At 52.4% G+C, this 16,604-nt stretch carries 22 protein-coding genes; 14 read left to right on the top strand and 8 right to left on the bottom strand.

Translation table 11 applies throughout. From position 1 onward, the window contains the following. Positions 1-596: 596 nt before the first annotated feature. From BMX91_RS08940 to BMX91_RS08920, 5 genes are all read right to left on the bottom strand, one after another. Complete coding sequence (locus BMX91_RS08940; RefSeq protein WP_092052555.1) at positions 597-965, bottom strand: hypothetical protein; 369 nt, start codon at positions 963-965, stop codon at positions 597-599. Then, positions 962-1,714 (bottom strand): class I SAM-dependent methyltransferase, encoded by a 753-nt coding sequence (locus BMX91_RS08935; protein ID WP_177168335.1) that lies wholly within the window; start codon positions 1,712-1,714, stop codon positions 962-964. Before BMX91_RS08935 ends, BMX91_RS08940 begins: the two co-directional genes overlap by 4 nt. Then, a complete protein-coding gene (locus BMX91_RS08930) occupies positions 1,698-2,252 on the bottom strand; it encodes a DUF5412 family protein (RefSeq protein WP_092052547.1) in 555 nt (184 codons plus the stop codon). Before BMX91_RS08930 ends, BMX91_RS08935 begins: the two co-directional genes overlap by 17 nt. Positions 2,253-2,397: 145 nt before the next feature. After that, on the bottom strand, positions 2,398-2,835 hold the full coding sequence (locus BMX91_RS08925; RefSeq protein WP_092052542.1) for a GNAT family N-acetyltransferase: 438 nt from the start codon (positions 2,833-2,835) through the stop codon (positions 2,398-2,400). A 33-nt stretch (positions 2,836-2,868) separates the two neighbouring features. Next, on the bottom strand, positions 2,869-4,077 hold the full coding sequence (locus BMX91_RS08920; protein ID WP_092052538.1) for an MFS transporter: 1,209 nt from the start codon (positions 4,075-4,077) through the stop codon (positions 2,869-2,871). A gap of 351 nt (positions 4,078-4,428) precedes the next feature. Here BMX91_RS08920 and BMX91_RS08915 point away from each other — a divergent pair, with 351 nt between their 5' ends. The 4 genes from BMX91_RS08915 (at position 4,429) to BMX91_RS08900 (ending at position 6,190) form a co-directional block, all read left to right on the top strand. Then, complete coding sequence (locus BMX91_RS08915) at positions 4,429-4,908, top strand: DUF2975 domain-containing protein (RefSeq protein ID WP_092052534.1); 480 nt, start codon at positions 4,429-4,431, stop codon at positions 4,906-4,908. A 28-nt stretch (positions 4,909-4,936) separates the two neighbouring features. Beyond that, positions 4,937-5,428 (top strand): DUF2975 domain-containing protein, encoded by a 492-nt coding sequence (locus BMX91_RS08910; RefSeq protein WP_092052530.1) that lies wholly within the window; start codon positions 4,937-4,939, stop codon positions 5,426-5,428. Positions 5,429-5,440: 12 nt separating this feature from the next. Beyond that, a complete protein-coding gene (locus BMX91_RS08905; RefSeq protein ID WP_092052526.1) occupies positions 5,441-5,650 on the top strand; it encodes a helix-turn-helix domain-containing protein in 210 nt (69 codons plus the stop codon). A gap of 63 nt (positions 5,651-5,713) precedes the next feature. Further along, positions 5,714-6,190, top strand: coding sequence for a DinB family protein (locus BMX91_RS08900; protein ID WP_092052521.1), 477 nt, complete (start codon positions 5,714-5,716; stop codon positions 6,188-6,190). Between the two features lie 80 nt (positions 6,191-6,270). Here the strand turns inward: BMX91_RS08900 and BMX91_RS08895 are convergent, their stop codons facing one another. Next, the gene (locus BMX91_RS08895) at positions 6,271-6,837 is read right to left on the bottom strand and encodes a recombinase family protein (protein ID WP_092052518.1); all 567 of its coding nucleotides are present in this window, start codon (positions 6,835-6,837) and stop codon (positions 6,271-6,273) included. 132 nt (positions 6,838-6,969) lie between these two features. Between BMX91_RS08895 and BMX91_RS08890 the strand changes: the two genes are divergently transcribed. The 9 genes from BMX91_RS08890 (at position 6,970) to BMX91_RS08850 (ending at position 14,184) form a co-directional block, all read left to right on the top strand. Next, positions 6,970-7,389, top strand: coding sequence for a hypothetical protein (locus BMX91_RS08890; RefSeq protein WP_092052513.1), 420 nt, complete (start codon positions 6,970-6,972; stop codon positions 7,387-7,389). 533 nt (positions 7,390-7,922) lie between these two features. Next, positions 7,923-8,438: a GNAT family N-acetyltransferase gene (locus BMX91_RS08885; RefSeq protein WP_092052509.1), complete on the top strand. Its 516-nt coding sequence runs from the start codon at positions 7,923-7,925 to the stop codon at positions 8,436-8,438. A 137-nt stretch (positions 8,439-8,575) separates the two neighbouring features. Beyond that, positions 8,576-8,884, top strand: coding sequence for a hypothetical protein (locus BMX91_RS08880; protein ID WP_092052504.1), 309 nt, complete (start codon positions 8,576-8,578; stop codon positions 8,882-8,884). Next, entirely contained in the window at positions 8,881-9,099 is a 219-nt protein-coding gene (locus BMX91_RS08875; RefSeq protein WP_092052499.1) for a hypothetical protein, read from the top strand. Before BMX91_RS08880 ends, BMX91_RS08875 begins: the two co-directional genes overlap by 4 nt. A gap of 178 nt (positions 9,100-9,277) precedes the next feature. Continuing rightward, positions 9,278-10,090 (top strand): undecaprenyl-diphosphate phosphatase, encoded by an 813-nt coding sequence (locus BMX91_RS08870; RefSeq protein ID WP_092052495.1) that lies wholly within the window; start codon positions 9,278-9,280, stop codon positions 10,088-10,090. Positions 10,091-10,389: 299 nt separating this feature from the next. Further along, complete coding sequence (locus tag BMX91_RS08865) at positions 10,390-10,851, top strand: SRPBCC family protein (RefSeq protein ID WP_092052490.1); 462 nt, start codon at positions 10,390-10,392, stop codon at positions 10,849-10,851. A 14-nt stretch (positions 10,852-10,865) separates the two neighbouring features. Next, positions 10,866-11,261 (top strand): VOC family protein, encoded by a 396-nt coding sequence (locus BMX91_RS08860; protein ID WP_092052485.1) that lies wholly within the window; start codon positions 10,866-10,868, stop codon positions 11,259-11,261. Between the two features lie 144 nt (positions 11,262-11,405). Next, on the top strand, positions 11,406-11,732 hold the full coding sequence (locus BMX91_RS08855) for a nucleoside triphosphate pyrophosphohydrolase (RefSeq protein WP_092052481.1): 327 nt from the start codon (positions 11,406-11,408) through the stop codon (positions 11,730-11,732). Next, complete coding sequence (locus tag BMX91_RS08850) at positions 11,725-14,184, top strand: DEAD/DEAH box helicase family protein (RefSeq protein WP_092052477.1); 2,460 nt, start codon at positions 11,725-11,727, stop codon at positions 14,182-14,184. The genes BMX91_RS08855 and BMX91_RS08850 overlap by 8 nt, the downstream gene beginning before the upstream one ends. A gap of 15 nt (positions 14,185-14,199) precedes the next feature. Here the strand turns inward: BMX91_RS08850 and BMX91_RS08845 are convergent, their stop codons facing one another. Next, positions 14,200-14,721, bottom strand: a complete 522-nt coding sequence (locus BMX91_RS08845; RefSeq protein WP_092052472.1) for a hypothetical protein — start codon at positions 14,719-14,721, stop codon at positions 14,200-14,202. Between the two features lie 212 nt (positions 14,722-14,933). Between BMX91_RS08845 and BMX91_RS08840 the strand changes: the two genes are divergently transcribed. Further along, complete coding sequence (locus tag BMX91_RS08840) at positions 14,934-15,779, top strand: DUF1835 domain-containing protein (protein ID WP_177168334.1); 846 nt, start codon at positions 14,934-14,936, stop codon at positions 15,777-15,779. A 49-nt stretch (positions 15,780-15,828) separates the two neighbouring features. Here the strand turns inward: BMX91_RS08840 and BMX91_RS08835 are convergent, their stop codons facing one another. Further along, complete coding sequence (locus BMX91_RS08835; protein WP_092052464.1) at positions 15,829-16,548, bottom strand: DUF6843 domain-containing protein; 720 nt, start codon at positions 16,546-16,548, stop codon at positions 15,829-15,831. Positions 16,549-16,604 lie beyond the last annotated feature (56 nt).

Below are 16,604 nucleotides of genomic sequence, written 5' to 3'. Positions count from 1 at the left end.
CGTTGCCTCAGCCGGCGCCAGTACGCAGACTGGCGTCTGTGCGCATCGCAAAGCGTTGCGCAACATCCGGAGTCTTCGGCTAACGCTATTCCCGCAGGACAGGGAAGCTTCCTCGAACAAGCCTCGCACGAAGGAAATGCGAAGCATTTTCGAGGAGTCTCCCGACGCCACTGCTGCTTGCCATAGATACAAGTATTTAATTACTTATTGGACAGCCCCTTGTTGATGATGTTCATTTGTGTCGAGACTCAGCAATTAAACCTCTTTGTTCTTGTGTGGACTGTCCCACAGCCAGGTTGCCACCCGGACAAATGCCAAGATGAATACGGACTTCATCAGATTAGAGATCCAGTTTACTGAACCAAACTGAACCCAGTCATAGACAACAAAAAACAGAAACAACAGTATGGAAAATATGATGAAAATGCGGGCTTTGCGTTTCATAAAAATCCTCCAAAGAGCTGCGATATAAAACGATGTACGGCGATAATAACTAGAGCAAGATAAATAAACTTGTTCTTTATTAGCAGTGAAATTCCCTCCGGCTTTAAAATTCAGCAGGTTGCAACCTTCGATAATATGAATGCACCGAGTACTTAAAACGTATCCCTGCTGGCCGGGTCGTCCCGTTTAAATAAACGATATAGAAAAGTTAATAGAGCGAGGAGCGCAGTGATTCCGGTCGAAATGAGTATCCCGATATCCCGGTAGCTCCAGTACACCCCGACCAATAGGGCACCCATCAGGACAGTGTCCAGAAGTTTGAAGCCTTTATGGTCAAAGACGGTATCCAGGTCTTTTGCAATCGTCTTGTTTAAGATCTCCCGGACAATGCCAAGTGCGAGCAACACAAGAATCGCTTCCAACTCTGAAGTGCGTTGGAACACCATGACGATTGCGGAGACCGCTGACAGGTAAAACAAAAGCTCTAAGGTGATTTTCCACTGGTTGGCGGAGATGATCATGGCTCATCTCTCCGGCAGACACACACCATCTGACCGCTTCCCGCTTGGAAGGGGCGCCCGCTCCAGTCACCGTACCTATTCTCCAGCCGGAAACTGTGCTGCCGGAGGAGCCGCTCCAGTTCGAGCGGATACGTATAGCGGAGCGAGATGCCGTCCTGGCCGAGCGGGGTCCCGTCCTCGGCAAATCGTTCCGTCGTACAATGAAGGATCTGCGTGACAGGCTCATAGGTCTCAGTGTGCACCTCTTGGATCCGACGACCGCCGGCTTCCGCATACTCTTCATAACGGTCCGGTTCGGCGAGTTCCGATGGCACGGGGTTTCGCGTGTCGAAGATGAACCGGCCGCCCGGCTCGAGATGCCGCCGGACGCTTTCCAGCATCCGGTCCTGGTCCTCATTCGTCAGAAAGTGCTGGAACGAGTTGCCTGCCATGACGATGAGGGGTGCGGAAACAGAAAGGTCGAGCAATCGGCAGTCCTGCTGGAGGAAGCGGACGGGCAGTCCTTGTTCCGCCGCTTTCTCCCGGGCACGTTCAAGCATTCCCTCATGCAGGTCGACGCCGGTCACTTCATAACCGGCTTCTGCGACTGGGAGCGAAATCCTGCCTGTGCCGCAAGCGAGGTCGATGACCGCTGAGCCAGGCGGGGGCAAGTGCCCAAGGATGAACCGGGTGTCAGCGTCGTAACCATCGTACTGCCTGTCATACTGAAGCGGATCATTATAGATTTCCAGGTTATCCGTTGTCTTCATGGAATCCCTTCCCCTCAATGCAAGTTTCATAGTTTCTCTTCACCAAGAAGCTTCCACAAGCTTTCCCGGTGTCATGATAGAGTTCCTTATCGACCTCAAGATCAGTGCTGCGGTTGGATTCAGGATAGCCCGGCTCTTCATTCGTGACTGAAAGGAGGCCGTCATCGGTCCATTGGACATCGAAGCGGCTATTGGCTTCCGCGTAATAGACGGTTTTTGGCTTGCCGCCTTCCGCCGTGACATCCACCCAGACGGTAACGCCGCCAGCCGCTCCGCCATACGGACGGTAATAGGCGCTTGCCGTGTACCTGCCGGAAGGGGAGTCGAGCGGCTCCATGTAGGATTCACCTCCGCTCCGGTCAAACGGATGGAAATGTGTTTCATAAATAGAAAGGCCGATGGCGGCTGCCGTGAGTCCCAGAAATGCGGCAAGCATTCCTTTTGTAACCTTCTTTCGCGCAAGCAGCCGGACCAGCAGCAAGATGCCGGCCAGAGCAGCACCAAGTACCAATAGTGAAATCAGCAGATAACTCCCCATCTTTATCCCCCAAATCCCCCTGTTATTTCCACTATACTGTAAAATCAGAGTTTGATGTAGAGGGAATTGGAATCATTCTGACAAAATCCCCCGCCGAACCGCTCCATTGCAATCCGACGGGGGCTCAGCAGCTTTCTGGGCTAGGTCAATCAAGGACCTTCCTGAACACATAACTGACCCGGTCATACTCCATCTTTTCTTCATAGAAACGGTGTGCATCCTCACGTTGCAGGCCCGAAGACAGGGCGACGCTTGTGTAGCTGTTCTCCTTCGCCCAGTCGTGAACGTAATCCAGCAGCTTTTGACCGTATCCGCCAGATCGGCGGTTCCGGTCTGTGACCAGGTCGCACACCCAGACAAATCTGCCATAGTAAAGGGTAATCATCGGCTTAAAGCCGATCACCGAAATAATTTCATTGCCGTCCTGAAGAGCCAGCATCCTGTAGCTGTCCTTTTCCTGTGCTTCTTTCACAAGTTCAAGGTAGGCGATTTCATCTAGATGTGTCCGTAATTGCTTCATTACCGGAAAAGCGGCCAGCAGGTCACCGGTTGACTCGAGTTCTTTGATGATGAGTGTGTCCATGTGTGCATCCCCTTAGGTTAGGATTCATTTTTCTTATGCGCTTTCCGGCTCGAAATAGCCGGACTTCCTTCTGTCAAACACTGACACGGACAAGGCGCAGGCCAGGACAATGGCTAGCAGGGCGAAGCCGATCGCCGCCCCTTGCACGCTGAACCATTCCGCCAGCATGCCGAGCAGAAGGGTGAAGAGAATCTGCAGGACGTTCTGGAAGATGGACCCCAGACTGCCGACGCGTCCCATGAGAGCGGTCGGCACGTTGCGCTGGTAGAACGTGTCGTATCCGGCATTGCTGAACGCCATGAAGATGCCGAGCAGGACAAAGGCGGCCATCGCGGTATAAAAACCGGCTGAGCTATAGAAGGCTGCATACGCCGCCATCGTCAGCACGGTCCCGAATCCGAGGTAGGCCTGCAGAGACAGCTTTTTCGCAAATGCGGCAGAAAGCGCTGCCCCGATGAGCGACCCGGCTCCCGCAATGCTTACGAGCAGCCCGTACTTCTGGTCGCCGAGAGCCAGGTCCTGCTTGATGAACGTCACTTCCTGTGAGTCCAGGGCAAACGCCAGCATGAGCGCGGTCTGGAAAATCAAATAGATGCGGAAGAAGAACGGCTCCGACCGGATAAATCGGGCGACTTCGCCGAAATCATCACGCAGCATCCGCCATCCGAACCGCCCGGACGGGGCACCCGTTTCTTTTGGTACCGGCAGAAGCGCGATGGCGGCAGCGCAGATGAAGAACGTCGCGCTGTTCAGGAAGACCGTCCAAGTCGACCCGACAGTCATGATCAGCACACCCGCAAGCGCCGGGCCGACGAGGAACGCTCCGGAATTCATCATCCCCATGAACGAATTAAACCGCTTGCGTTCATGGTCCGGGACAAGCTTCGTGATGACGAATGTTGAACTGGGACCGAAAAACGTACCGGTTGCATTGGTCAGGAAGACCAGCAGATAGACCACCCAGATCGACCCGGCGAATGGCATCATGAAGACAAGCAGTCCCCGGATGAGGTCGGAGGCGATCATGAGCCGCTTCTTGTCGGAGCGGTCAATCACCGATCCGGCGAACAGGCTCATCAGAACTCGCGCCGACGGTCCAACGACATAGAGAAGGGCGACTGCCGCTGCCGAACCGGTCATGTCGAGCACAAGCAGATTCAGCGCGATCAGATAAATCCAGTTGCCGAACTGAGACACCCCGATGCCTCCGATCAACAACCCGTATAACGTACTCCGCCTCATCCCCATCCCCCCGGAAAAACGTGTTAACCCAACTATACTGCAAGGACAGAAGGATAAGGAGATAGGATTATTGCAATTTTAATACATCGGATAGCTTCCGAACGTGCAATCTGGGCGGTCGAATATGCAAACTCGCAGCTCCAACGTGCAGACTCGCGGCCCCAACGTGTAATCTTAAGCCCCGAACGTGTAAACTCGTTCGTTCTGTCACAAATAACGTGTTGCTGCCCGATCCGGGTGTGCACGTTTCTTGCGTGCAGAAAAGTTTTTTCGTTTTCCAATCATTATTTATTGATATTCGATATACATTTATCTATAATCGAGAAGAATCAACGGAAAGAGGTGTGCTTGATGAAGAGGGGATCGACGTTATTCCTAAAGCTCACTTTGGTGGTGATGGGCCTGCCGGTGCTTGCAGTCGTCCTTCAACTTGGCATCGAAGTATCGCTTGCCCTGATCCGAGGAGAAGCACTGCTGTTTGCGGAATGGGGACTGTTCGCCGTATTGGCCGGATCGGCGGTGCCTTACCTCATGGCATTGCGCGAGGCGTGGCGGCTGCTGGGGCTGATCGATAACAGGGGGGCGTTCTCGGAGCCTGCCATCTTGGCATTGCGGAAGATCCATCACTGTGCCGCGACGGTCGCCATCCTGTTTGCGCTCGGCGTTCCCGTATTCGTTGAGCTTGCCCGGATTGAAGAAGCCCCCGGCCTAGTCGTCATCGGCATGGGCATCGTCGGGATTTCAGTCGTCATCGCTGTTTTCTCGGCGGTACTCGGACATCTTCTGAAACAGGTCATCTCCATCCGGACGGAAAATGAATTCATTGTCTGATCCATCAATAAGAAACGAGGTGCAAGATATGAAAAAAGGTTCTACATTGCTTTTGAAGCTCGCAGTCATCGTGATGGGAATTCCGGTGCTCCTGATTGCGGTGCTGATCCTACCGAAAATTGTCCTGGAAGCAATGGGATTTATCGGCGAAGGGATGCAGTTGCCTTGGATCGTCCTAGGCCTGATGGCCATCATGTACATTTCGGCCATCCCGTTTTATATGGCCCTTTACCAGGCATTGAAGCTCCTGGGCTACATCGACCGCAACGAGGCATTCTCAGAGCTGTCGGTCGAGTCGCTCAAAAAAATCCGTAACTGTGCCGTCACGATCAGTGCACTGTATGTGGCCGCACTTCCGCTCATCTTCATGATCGCCGAATGGGATGACGCCCCGGGCCTCGCCCTGATCGGCCTGGTCATCGTCGGTGCGTCGCTCGTGATCGCCGTCTTCGCCGCGGTGCTCCAGCGGCTGCTGAAACAGGCGATCGACATCAAACGAGAAAACGAACTGACGGTCTGAGGAGGGAGCCAAATGCCAATCATCATTAATCTCGACGTCATGCTTGCCAAGCGCAAGATGAGCGTCACCGAACTCTCCGAAAAAGTCGGCGTCACGATGGCCAACCTGTCCATCCTGAAAAACGGCAAGGCCAAGGCCGTCCGCTTCTCGACGCTCGAATCCATCTGCAAAGCGCTCGACTGCCAGCCGGGGGATATTTTGGAGTATCGGGAAGAGGATTAGCCTGTAACAGGGGCGAATGTGTACGCTGAACATCCAATTCATAAACTAAAGGAGCGTACCCGCATGATCCTTTTCTTTGGATACAACTGGCAGGTAAGAGACGAGTGGTTTGCCTGGTGCAGGCAGCTGCCTGAAGAAGAGCTGGTCAGGTCCAGAACCGGAGGCGTGGGCAGTATCTTGAAGACGCTGTTTCATATCATTGACGTCGAATACAGCTGGATCCGGGGAATTCAGGGCAAGGAAGATATCGTGTTCGACTTTGCCGACTGCGATACGCTAGAGAAGGCCCGGTCCCTCTCTGACCGATGCAGAAATGAGGTCATAGAGTGTCTGAAAGTTAAAGGAGAGGGACGGAATGAAGATGTGGTGCGTGTCCCGTGGGAGGTTGAGGTGTACACAGTGGATGAGGTGTTGCATCACCTTATCGCACATGAAATCCATCACATCGGACAGCTCTCGGTATGGGCGAGGGAGCTTGATTTCACTCCGGTACCCGCACATTATGTAGGGCGGTCAATAAAGCCGCTCTTCTCTTATTAAACAGCAGGAAGGGACCATCGATTGCCGATGGTCCCTTTTTCATGCGATTGAGGTTGAATGACGAAACCGCCGCCCATGACTTAAGACGGTTCTCCCGGCAACTGCTCCCGTCCGGACCTCCCCGGAAACTCGATCACCTGCGCAGAAGCCGGCCGCTCGTACAGGCTCATCAGCTCCACCGGTGTCTTCCTCAAGCGGTAGCTCATCTTCACGCGGTCCCACTCCGCCCCGAACTTGATTTCGTATTCATCCCGGAGCGCGCGCATCATGAATTCCAGGTACGTCATGTCGTTCCGGTTTTCCCATGAATACACTTTCTCCGGAGTGATGATCCGGATGCCCCGGGCCATCATCAGGCCCATCATCGTGTCCCAGTCGAACTTGATTCCTAGTCCAAATGAATGGATGTGCCGCGTAACGATGGCGTCAAACTCGCCCATGTCGGCCCACCTCAGCAGCTCCATCGCGGCTTCGTTTCGCTTATAGCTGCTGGCTTCGTAAAAAAGATCATAGTCACAGCGCCCCTCGACCACACGCAAGAGGAGTTCCTCGTTGTCGTCGGCAGAGGCATGGAGCGGCGCGCGCCCCCAGTAAGTCGAGCGGACGTAAACCGCGGCTTTGCGGATCGGCGGCAGTTGGATGGTCATGGCGGATCTCCTCCAATAGATTCTGAGATGAACCTAGTGTGGGAGATTCGGCGTGAAATTATACACACCGTCGGAGGGAGGAAGAGGGGGCGCGAAGAAATATGGTAAAATTGTGGAAAGGAGGCGTTTCCTTTGGTAAGATTCCTTTCTGCTGCAGGATCCGCAATTATATTCACGGCATTGCTGTGCTTGTTTCAATACACACCAAAAGACGAGGTGGAGCCCGGAGTCTATCATTTCGGACTGGGCGAACTGTTTACGATCTACTTGATTTACATCGCACCGATCTATTTAACGTTGGGAATTGGCGTGTCCTGGACGGCTGATCAGTACATCCGCGGCAAGTTCAGGAAACTGCGGGCATATGTTCTGAGTGGAGCCGGAATCACGGGACTGATCGCGATTCTGACGATGCAGGATGACTTCATTCTTCCGGCACTCCTGCTCTCTGTCCTGCTTGGAGCTGCCGCTGCGCTGGTTTACTGGCTGACCGAATTATGGGTGGGCCGGATATGTAAGAAGAGCCGACACGTGCATCATGTTCGGGCATAGCCAGGTGATTGGGGAGGGGGAAGAATAGAGGGGCGCTGATCGCAGGAACCGGAGAAAGTGGCCATTCAGCGTTATCGGTTTAGGTATGTTGGTTGTGGGAACCATCTTAAATTTGGTGTTCGGGCCGGGCCCATTTGTACCTTCCATATGGTCTTGCTTAACCGTAGCCATTGTAGGGGTCATGATCGATGTAGTGATAATCCTCTTCAGAAAAATCAAATCAGCAAAGAAAAGGCCTAAGGAGAGATGAATGCTGGATTTTATAATCACAGTTGCTGCAATCGGAGGATTAGTTTTTGTGATTTTTTTAGTTGCTTATGCGAATGCAATAAAAAGTATAAACAAAAAGAAATAATCTCTCACAACGTCCTCGGGAAACGAGAATGTAGTGTCATCATAAAAGCATTCGTGAACGACCATATGATCCTGTCACAATAATTCTATAACATGAAAACATCTCATTAAAAATTGTAATGAGGTGGCTTTTGATTAGTTATTGATCGCTTTACAAAATGCTAATTGGGGGTTGGGAAATGGGAAGTCATTCTTTGTTAAAGGGTTATAAAGTCTCTGTAGCAACAAGTAGAGAATCAGACCAAATCATATGTCTTTTGAAAGATGTGGCGAAATGGCTCAAGGAACAGAAAGTTGACCAATGGGGATTCTTGGCCGGCGGAGGGGAAGACGAAGAAATCAAACAAGCCATAAATAAAGGAGAGACCTTTATCGTTAATAAGGATGGAGAGGCGGTGGCCACCTTTACATTGTGTCAGCAACAAAGTTGGTGGGACCAACATACTTGGGGGAAATTAAGTGATGAAGCCATTTACCTTCATCGGTTAGCGGTAAGGCCTTCGGAAATCGGATCCGGCTTGGGTAAGATTGTTCTCCAATGGTTGGAAACTGACCTTAAGGATCAGGGGAAGAGCACATTAAGATTGGATTGTGTAAGAGATAACTTCAAATTAAACAACTTTTATCTATCCAATGGTTTTAATAAAGTGGGTGAGACTGACGGACATTCTTTGTATCAAAAGAGTCTTTTATGATGTAAAGCAATCTCGAAAGCTTAATGTACAAGTACCAAAAGTGGAAAAAGGAAAATAAAAACAACTCCTAACGTCCAGATTTCCAACACACTTACAGTTGTTGTGTTGGTGGAGTACATAAAAATGGGGATGAAACAATGTGGATCATATTAGGCGTTCTTGCGATCGCCGCAACATTTACAAATCTTTATTTGTACAAAGCAGGGAAGGATTATAGGCTGGCCATGGCGATGGGGTTATCGCTCACGGCTTTGACCCTTTGTGCAGAATACAGCCTGGTATCCGATTGGGTGAAAGCGGAAGATTGGGCAGCGCTGATGGATGTCGTGCCTGGCATGGAACGGGCGTTATGGGTGCTGACCCTCATTTCGATTGTGCTGAATATCTCACCGGTTCTATTGGAGCTAAGGGGAAAGCCCCCAGGTAAAGGGAGAAGGTTTGGATGATTTTGCTGTATCTCAACATAGCGGTTGCATTGATTGCCTTGCTGCTGAAGGTGACACTTGGCTTGTTTTCCATCAGTGCGGTCTTCTTTGTCCTGCCGATCATCTTCTCGCTTTACGGCCTACAACTCATCAAAAACCACAAGAGAAAAGAAAGCTATTTTATCATGGGCGTGACAACCCTGCTGACCATAATGGCTCTGAGCAGTTTACGATAATCAAAAGCCCCGATCCCTCATGGTTGTTCGACAACCTCGGCGAAGTGGACGTTTCGTTTTCCTGAAACAAACAATCGAACAGTCATGACAAAAAGCCTTCGAATCCCGAAGGCTTTTCATAGTTTCTTCCACCGGGAATGTTGTATAAAATGGGGAGGGGTTTTACAAGGAGGACAACATGGAAACAGATTTAATATTGATCATCAAAATGATCGTGATCGGGCTTGTCCAGGGCTTTACCGAACCGATTCCGGTATCGTCCAGCGGGCACGTCATGGTGGCGAGTGAACTGCTCGGTCTGGGGGAGCAGGGCTTCACGTTTGCGATCCTGACCAATACCGCTTCGCTGCTCGCCATCCTGTTTATCTACCGTCAGGATATCGTAAGGCTCGCGGTCAACTCGCTGAACTACCTGAAAACGAAGGATGAGCGGTATAAAAGCGATTTCCGCTTTGTCTGCTTTATCATCATCGGGACGATTCCGGCAGGGGCCCTCGGCTTTTTGCTGAGCGACTACATCGCGGAAAACGTCAGCATGACGACCATCGCGATCATGCTGTTCGTCACGGGGATCGCCCTGTGGCTGATCCGCAACATGAAGGGCACCAAAGGCGAAAGCGACCTCACGGCAAAAGACGCCATCCTCGTCGGCCTGGGGCAGGCTGTTGCGCTGACACCGGGCATCAGCCGCTCCGGCGCGACGATCATCTCGGCAATCGCCGTCGGCATGAAACAGGAAACCGCACTCCGGTTCTCGTTCATGCTTTACATTCCGGTTAGCCTCGGCGGCCTGGTGCTGGGCGTGGGGGATTTCATGGATGAACCGAACAAAGCGGACCTGATGATCCCTTATCTCGCCGCATTTGTCGCCACCCTGTTCATGACCTACTTTGCATTGAAATGGTTCATGGGCGTCATGAAAAGCGGGAAGCTCGTCTACTTTACATACTACTGCTTTATCGCCGGGATTCTGCTGCTGATCTTTTTCTAAAGGAAAACCAAAAGGAAGTCTCTTCGAGCGGCCTGTTCTCAGGCGTTTTGGAGGGACTTCCTTTTTTAGAGGTCGCATGTCGACAATCACAATGAAAGTCCATGAAATTGCCGCGAAAGTACACCAAAGTATAACGAAAGTCCATTAAACCTTGGTGAAAGTACACTACTGATTCGAGTGGCCAACCTCATTAGAATCTGTTTATTAATAGAAGGAAATCGATGAATTGGAAAGGGCTTCACCGGCCGGAAGTCGAATTGGTAACCAGGTAAGGACCGGCTTGGACAGGAGGGACAGCGTTGAGTATTGAGTTCGAAGTGGAGCGGGATTTCCGTGTGCCGAAGGAGCGGCTGTATGACGCGCTGCTTGATCTGGAGGCCGCGGAGCATTGGATGCAGGGACTTGTCGGGATCGAGCGGCAGGACACCGGGCAGATGCGGGAAGGCAGCACCTGGATCGAGACGAGGAAGATGTACGGGTCAAAGGCATCCGAGCATTTCGAAGTCGTGGAACTCGTGCCCAATGAGAAGATCGTGATCAGGGTCGACGGGACAAAAGGCACGACCGGGAAGGGAGAGTACCTGTTCACGTATCGGATTGCCGGGGCAGGCGACCAGTCCCACGTCCATCTGCAAGGCGAGATCGGAGGGCTCACCGGCCTGACGAAGCTGTTCGGTAAGATGATGGCCGGCCCATTCAAGAAAGCCACCGCCAAAGACCTGGATGCATTAAAGGATTATCTGGAATCCAACAACGGATAGGAAGGGGAATGAAGATGGGGAAAGTCGTTCACTTTGAGATTCACGTAGAGGATATGGAGCAGGCAAAGAAATTCTACGGGGATGTATTCGGCTGGACATTCGAGGACTGGAGCGAATACGCCGGCATGCCGTACTTCGGGGCCATAACCGGCAGCAAGGAAGAACACGGCATCGACGGCGCCCTCATGCAGCGCCAGAGCCCGCCGCCGTCCGCAGGCCAGCCGCTCAACGGATTCGCCTGCACGATGGGCGTCGAAGACTACGACGCCACAGAGGAGAAGAACCTTGCAAGCGGCGGCACCGTCGCCCTCCCGAAATACGCCCTTCCCGGCATGGCCTGGCAAGGCTACTACAACGATTCGGAAGGGAACCTCTTTGGGATTCATCAGACTGATGAGAATGCAAAGTAAGACAGAGCTAAACCGCCGGAAAGTCCGGCGGTTTTTATGTTGGCACTCTTTTTAGCAGAGGGGACAAGGCCTTTTTTCGGTCTCGGTCACGAAAACCCTCTATAATGGAAGAAAGGCACCAAATGATGTGAGGAGGAACCAAACATGCCCATCCACAACAAACTTGTACGTGACCGGATTCCGGAAATCATTAAATTGGCAGGCAAGGAACCAAAAACACGGATTCTGAACGACGACGAATACATGCAGGAACTCAGAAAGAAAATCGGCGAAGAATACGAAGAATACCTCGCAGCAGAGAACGCAGTCGCGGCCGTCGAGGAGCTCGCAGATATGCTCGAACTTATCTACGCAACCGCCGCCGCACACGGCGCTACCCCTCACCAACTGGACATGATCCGTGAGGAAAAGGCGAAGAAGCGGGGCGTGTTTGATGAGAAGATCTATCTGATCGAGGTAGTTGATGACTAAGCTGCAACTCATCACGTCCGAGCTTATCCGGCATCTAGAAAAACTGTCGGGTGATGCGGAGGAGATCCACTGGATGACCGCCTTCACGATGAAGTCGGGTGTCCGGAAGGTGTTGCCGTTTCTGAAAGCGGCTTCAAATCGTGGTTCTTCAATTAAGCTTCTGACGGGTGATTATCTGTACATCTCCCAGCCGGAAGCATTGGAGCTCTTGCTCAAGGAGCTTCCTGAGGCCGAGATTAGGTTATGGAAGAGCGGCGGAGCCAGCTTTCATCCGAAGGCGTACCTGTTCCGGGGGAGAGAGGATAATCATCACCTCATCGTCGGCTCATCGAATCTGTCGAAGTCGGCACTGACTTCAGGAGTCGAGTGGAATCTGCTGGCCCCTTCAAAAGCGGATAACCAGGTGTTCGAAGAGGCGGAAGATCAGTTTCTGAAGTTGTTTTACCATGAGTCGACAATCTCGCTAAACCCTGAGACTCTCGCGGAGTATAAGGAGAATCATCGGGAAGCCAATCGCCAACGGCCATTCAGTATGGCCTGGTCAGCGGAAGAAGAGACCGAGATGATGCTTGGGCCGGGTGAAGCCCAGGAAATTGCGGAAAGCGGCGTTGACTATGAAACGAAACCTGCCTCCGCCGAACCGCTGCAGCCCCGTCCCGCCCAGCAGATGGCTCTGGATGCGCTAGAAACGACGATGGAAGAGGAGTATGATCGGGCGATGGTCGTACTCGCGACTGGGCTTGGTAAGACGTACCTTGCCGCATTCTTTGCCAGGAAGTTCAAGAGGGTACTTTTCATCGCTCACAGAGAAGAGATTCTCCGGCAGGCACAGCAATCCTTTCTGCATGTTCATCAGGACAAAACTAGCGGTTTCTTTAATGCTGCCGAAAAAGAAACGGAAGCGGACTTTGTCTTCGCTTCCGTCTATACGCTCGGCAGCCGCCATAACATGGAGCGGTTCAAGCCGGATAACTTCGATTTGATTGTCGTCGATGAGTTTCATCATGCCGCGGCGCCTACATATGAGCGTGTAATCGAGTACTTCCAACCGAAGTTCCTGCTTGGCATCACTGCCACACCGGACCGGATGGACAACAAGGACGTTTATGCCATCTGCGACGGGAATGTCGCTATCTCGATTCATTTCCTGGAGGCGATTGAGCGCGGCTGGCTTTCGCCGTTCCGGTATTATGGCGTCTATGACGACACCGACTACTCGCAGATTACCTGGCGGGGAACCCGTTATGACGAAGAGGAATTGCTCGCGCTACAGCTCAGGGAAGACTTTGCGCAAAAGATCTTCCAAGGATATATGGAGCACAGGCAGACCCGTACTATCGTGTTCTGCTCATCTGTCCGCCAGGCCACTTTCATGAACGACTATTTCCGCAGACAGGGAATTCGTTCGATGGTGCTGCACGGTCAGACGCCTGCAGAAGAGCGACGGAAAGCCACCGACCGCCTTGAATTAGGTGAACTGGAAGCCATCTTCACTGTTGACCTGTTTAATGAAGGCGTTGACATTCCAAAAGTCGATACGCTTCTCTTCATCCGCCCTACCGAATCACTTACAGTCTACACACAGCAGATCGGCCGCGGGCTTCGGCTGGCAGACGGGAAGTCCCACTGCGTCATCATCGACTTTATCGGCAACTACCGGAACGCGGATGTGAAGCTCGCGGTCTTTGATGAAACAGGAGAGTACGGAGAAAAGCGTGGCCGCTTTGCAGAACCGGCCGTGCCGGAAGTTTGTGAGTTCAATCTTGACCTTCAGGTTATCAATCTGCTTAAGGAGATGGCACGAAAACGCGTGCCCCGGAGGGATGCGCTCATCGCAGCCTACTTTGATCTGAAACGGGAGCTAGGCAGGCGACCGGAATACCTGGAATTTCACCTGCAGGCAGATGCCGACTCTAAGGCAGTTAAGCAGGAATTCGGAAGCTACTTTGGCATGCTGACGTATGCCGGAGAACTGAGCGAGGAAGAAATGCAGGTCTGGGAGAGGTATAAGGACTGGTTTATCGAAGTCGAGAAGACAGAGATGAATAAAAGCTATAAGATGGTCGTTCTATTATACATGCTTTCAAGAGGTCCAAAGCATTGGACATATCCCGTAGCACCTGAAGAGGTTGCGCCGTTCTTCCATCGGTATCTTACTGAAAAGGAATACCGGAAAAAGGTTGACCTCGACAGCAAAAAAGGTCAGGGTCTAATTGAGTATAATGAGAGTAGAATATCAATACTTATTGCGGAAATGCCGATGACAATGTGGAGCGGGAGTGAGAAGGCAGATATGGTGATTTTCGAAGAGAATCGCTTCTCGATTCAACTCCCTCAGCCTTCCGGAGAACAAGTTGCTCTCCTCTATGACTGGACTGAACAGACAGCGAATTTTCGGTTACATGAGCATTTTGAGCGAAAGATGAAGAAAAGAAAAGCGGGCGTCCAGTAACATGGATGCCCGCTTTTAATCGATTTCCGGCCGTATTCCCCAAGCATCCACAATGCTGGAGTAGAAAAATAGTGGGTTCTTAGAGTTGGGATGATAAGTGGAGTTCTGAAACAACGTTTCCCTGATCTCGTTTGAGGTGTCCTTGCCGGGCACGTAGAGCCTCGGGTAGTCGAGCATCAGGTGCTGCCTGATCTCCTCTACTGTGGCAAGGCCTCCCCGATGCTTGAGGATTTCGATCAAGATGCGGAGCGGCAGTTCGTCGGGCCAGATACTCCAGAGGCCTGAGCCGATTCCTTTGGGTGCATAGAACAGGTCATAGCTATCCCATCTGAACGTGCCCCTGAAGATCTCGCAGTCGCTTGAATGGCGATAGATAATGTTGCGGATGATGGCTTCCTCATCCTGATAGTGCCGGATGGCCGGTTCGTGGTTGCGGACGTATGTATAGATATCGTCCAGATGGCAGATGGGTCCGTGTGCTTTAATGGCATCCTGGATGGCAGTCAGGATGGCTTGCTGGTTGGACTGGATGGACATTGTTATACCTCCTTCCCTTTGAAGAACTTCTTCGCGGTCTTCTTATGTACATCATATCTGAAGTATCGGAATTTTTCCTGGACAGGTTTTGTTGGCGTCTTCGGGCAGAAGATGCTTGGCCGACCCAAAGCGTTCTGGTTAGAAGAGAATAAATGGAACGTTTCTATCGCCGCCCCCGTAAAGATAGAGAGTTATTGAAGGGGGATTTTGTGATGATTCATATTGTCTTCGGCGAATCTGCCGCCGGTGCGCTCCGACATGCATTCAGAAAGACAGACGACGAAGTCATCGGCTTTCCGGGGGATTTGTCGGTGGGACCGATCGACGGCATCGACAGGCCTGCGGGCATTGCCCGGCGGTTTGATTGGGAACGGGAAACGTTCCATGAAATGTTTCGCGGACCGGACGGCAGTGAAGCCGTGTTTCGGAATGCGGTGGAGCGGCTGGCGGGTCTTCCTGACGGGGAGCGGGTGACGGTCTGGACATGCGAGAATGCAACCGAACAGATCGGCCTCAGACTGGCCTGTTATTTGTTGAGAGGCCGGGAGGTGGACGTGCAGACGGTCAATACCCATCGGGCGATGCTCGAGGCTCCCGGTGTGCCCGGCGTGACAGTCGATATCCGTCATTCGGGTGAGCTGTCCACTGAGCAGCTGCGTTCATTCTATAAGACGCATTGCGAAGCTTTGCCGGAGGCGCGACGGCATTTGCTTGCCGAGGAGGGGGAAGCCCTTCTCAAAACACCCGGCCTGGTGCGCTCGTGGCAGGATGGCTCCATCGTCCATGCTCCCGAATCGCGGGATGATGCATTCATCCTTTCCTGTGTGGAACGGGGACTGGACCAGTCAGACGGGGAGTGGGTGCTGGCCATCCGGGTCGTCGGCGAGGCGATGGGGCATGCAATCCAGACGGTCAGCGACGGATGGTTCGAGGCGCGGATCCGGGCCCTTGTCCGGAGCGGCCGGCTGGAAGCTGCAGGGAATCTGAGGTCGATCAGGATGTACAAGGTGCGGCTGGCGGGACGGCAACCGCAATCCGATCAAGCGGTTCTTAGATGAGGGACCGTTTTTCGTATTGCGCGTTCTCTCGTACGGCGGCAGCCGCTCTCTACCGCGGAGTCTCAAGTGCCGGGCATCCCTCAGTTAACACGTCCTCGTCACCGATTAGTTGGTAATAGTAGGTCCGCTCCGGCTTGCCTTCTTCCTTCATCGAACCATTGGCCCCGAACCGGATCTTTTCCTGTGGAAGTTCCTGCATGGTGTTTCCGGCTTGATCCACATAAAATGCCCTGGATCGGTATGAACCTGAGTGTTCTTCGCTCACCCAGCCGAAGTCCATCGGGGAGGACGTATCGATGATTCCGTCTTCGGGGACGTGATAGACGATTTCATTGTCTTCGATTTTCAGGGGTGGGGCGCCTTCGACCTCATAGTTGACCAGGACGCATCCTTCGAAGCCCATCGGCAGAAGATAGGTCTGGTCGGCGCCTTTTTGGCTGGAGACTAGGAATAGGAAGAAAAGCCCGGCAACCAATATGACCGATGCCGAGATGCCTGCCCAGCGTGTGAAGCGTCCGGTTTGATCATGCCAAAGGCCAATGAAAAGAACATAGACGAGGAACGCCAGTCCTGCCGTCGCTACCGAATAAAAACCGAATCTGAAGAAAGACATCATGAAATAACCGAGAAGCAGCGTCACGGCGCTTCCTGATAGAAACGGCAGCACTCCGGTTTGCAGATACTTGCGAACGAACTTACGGGCAGCAAACCCGATTCCGGCGCTGACGAGCACTGAAAAGGCGACGACATACAGAATGGATAAGTACAAGGACACCCACACTCCTGTTCCGCATCAGTTTGTTTGTTGGATGTAACTGTAAACGT

The sequence above is a fragment of the Bhargavaea ginsengi genome, assembly GCF_900109165.1.
Classification (GTDB): Bacteria; Bacillota; Bacilli; order Bacillales_A; family Planococcaceae; genus Bhargavaea; species Bhargavaea ginsengi.
Note: the sequence above shows the minus strand (reverse complement) of the source record. Positions and strands in the feature narration are given on the sequence as shown.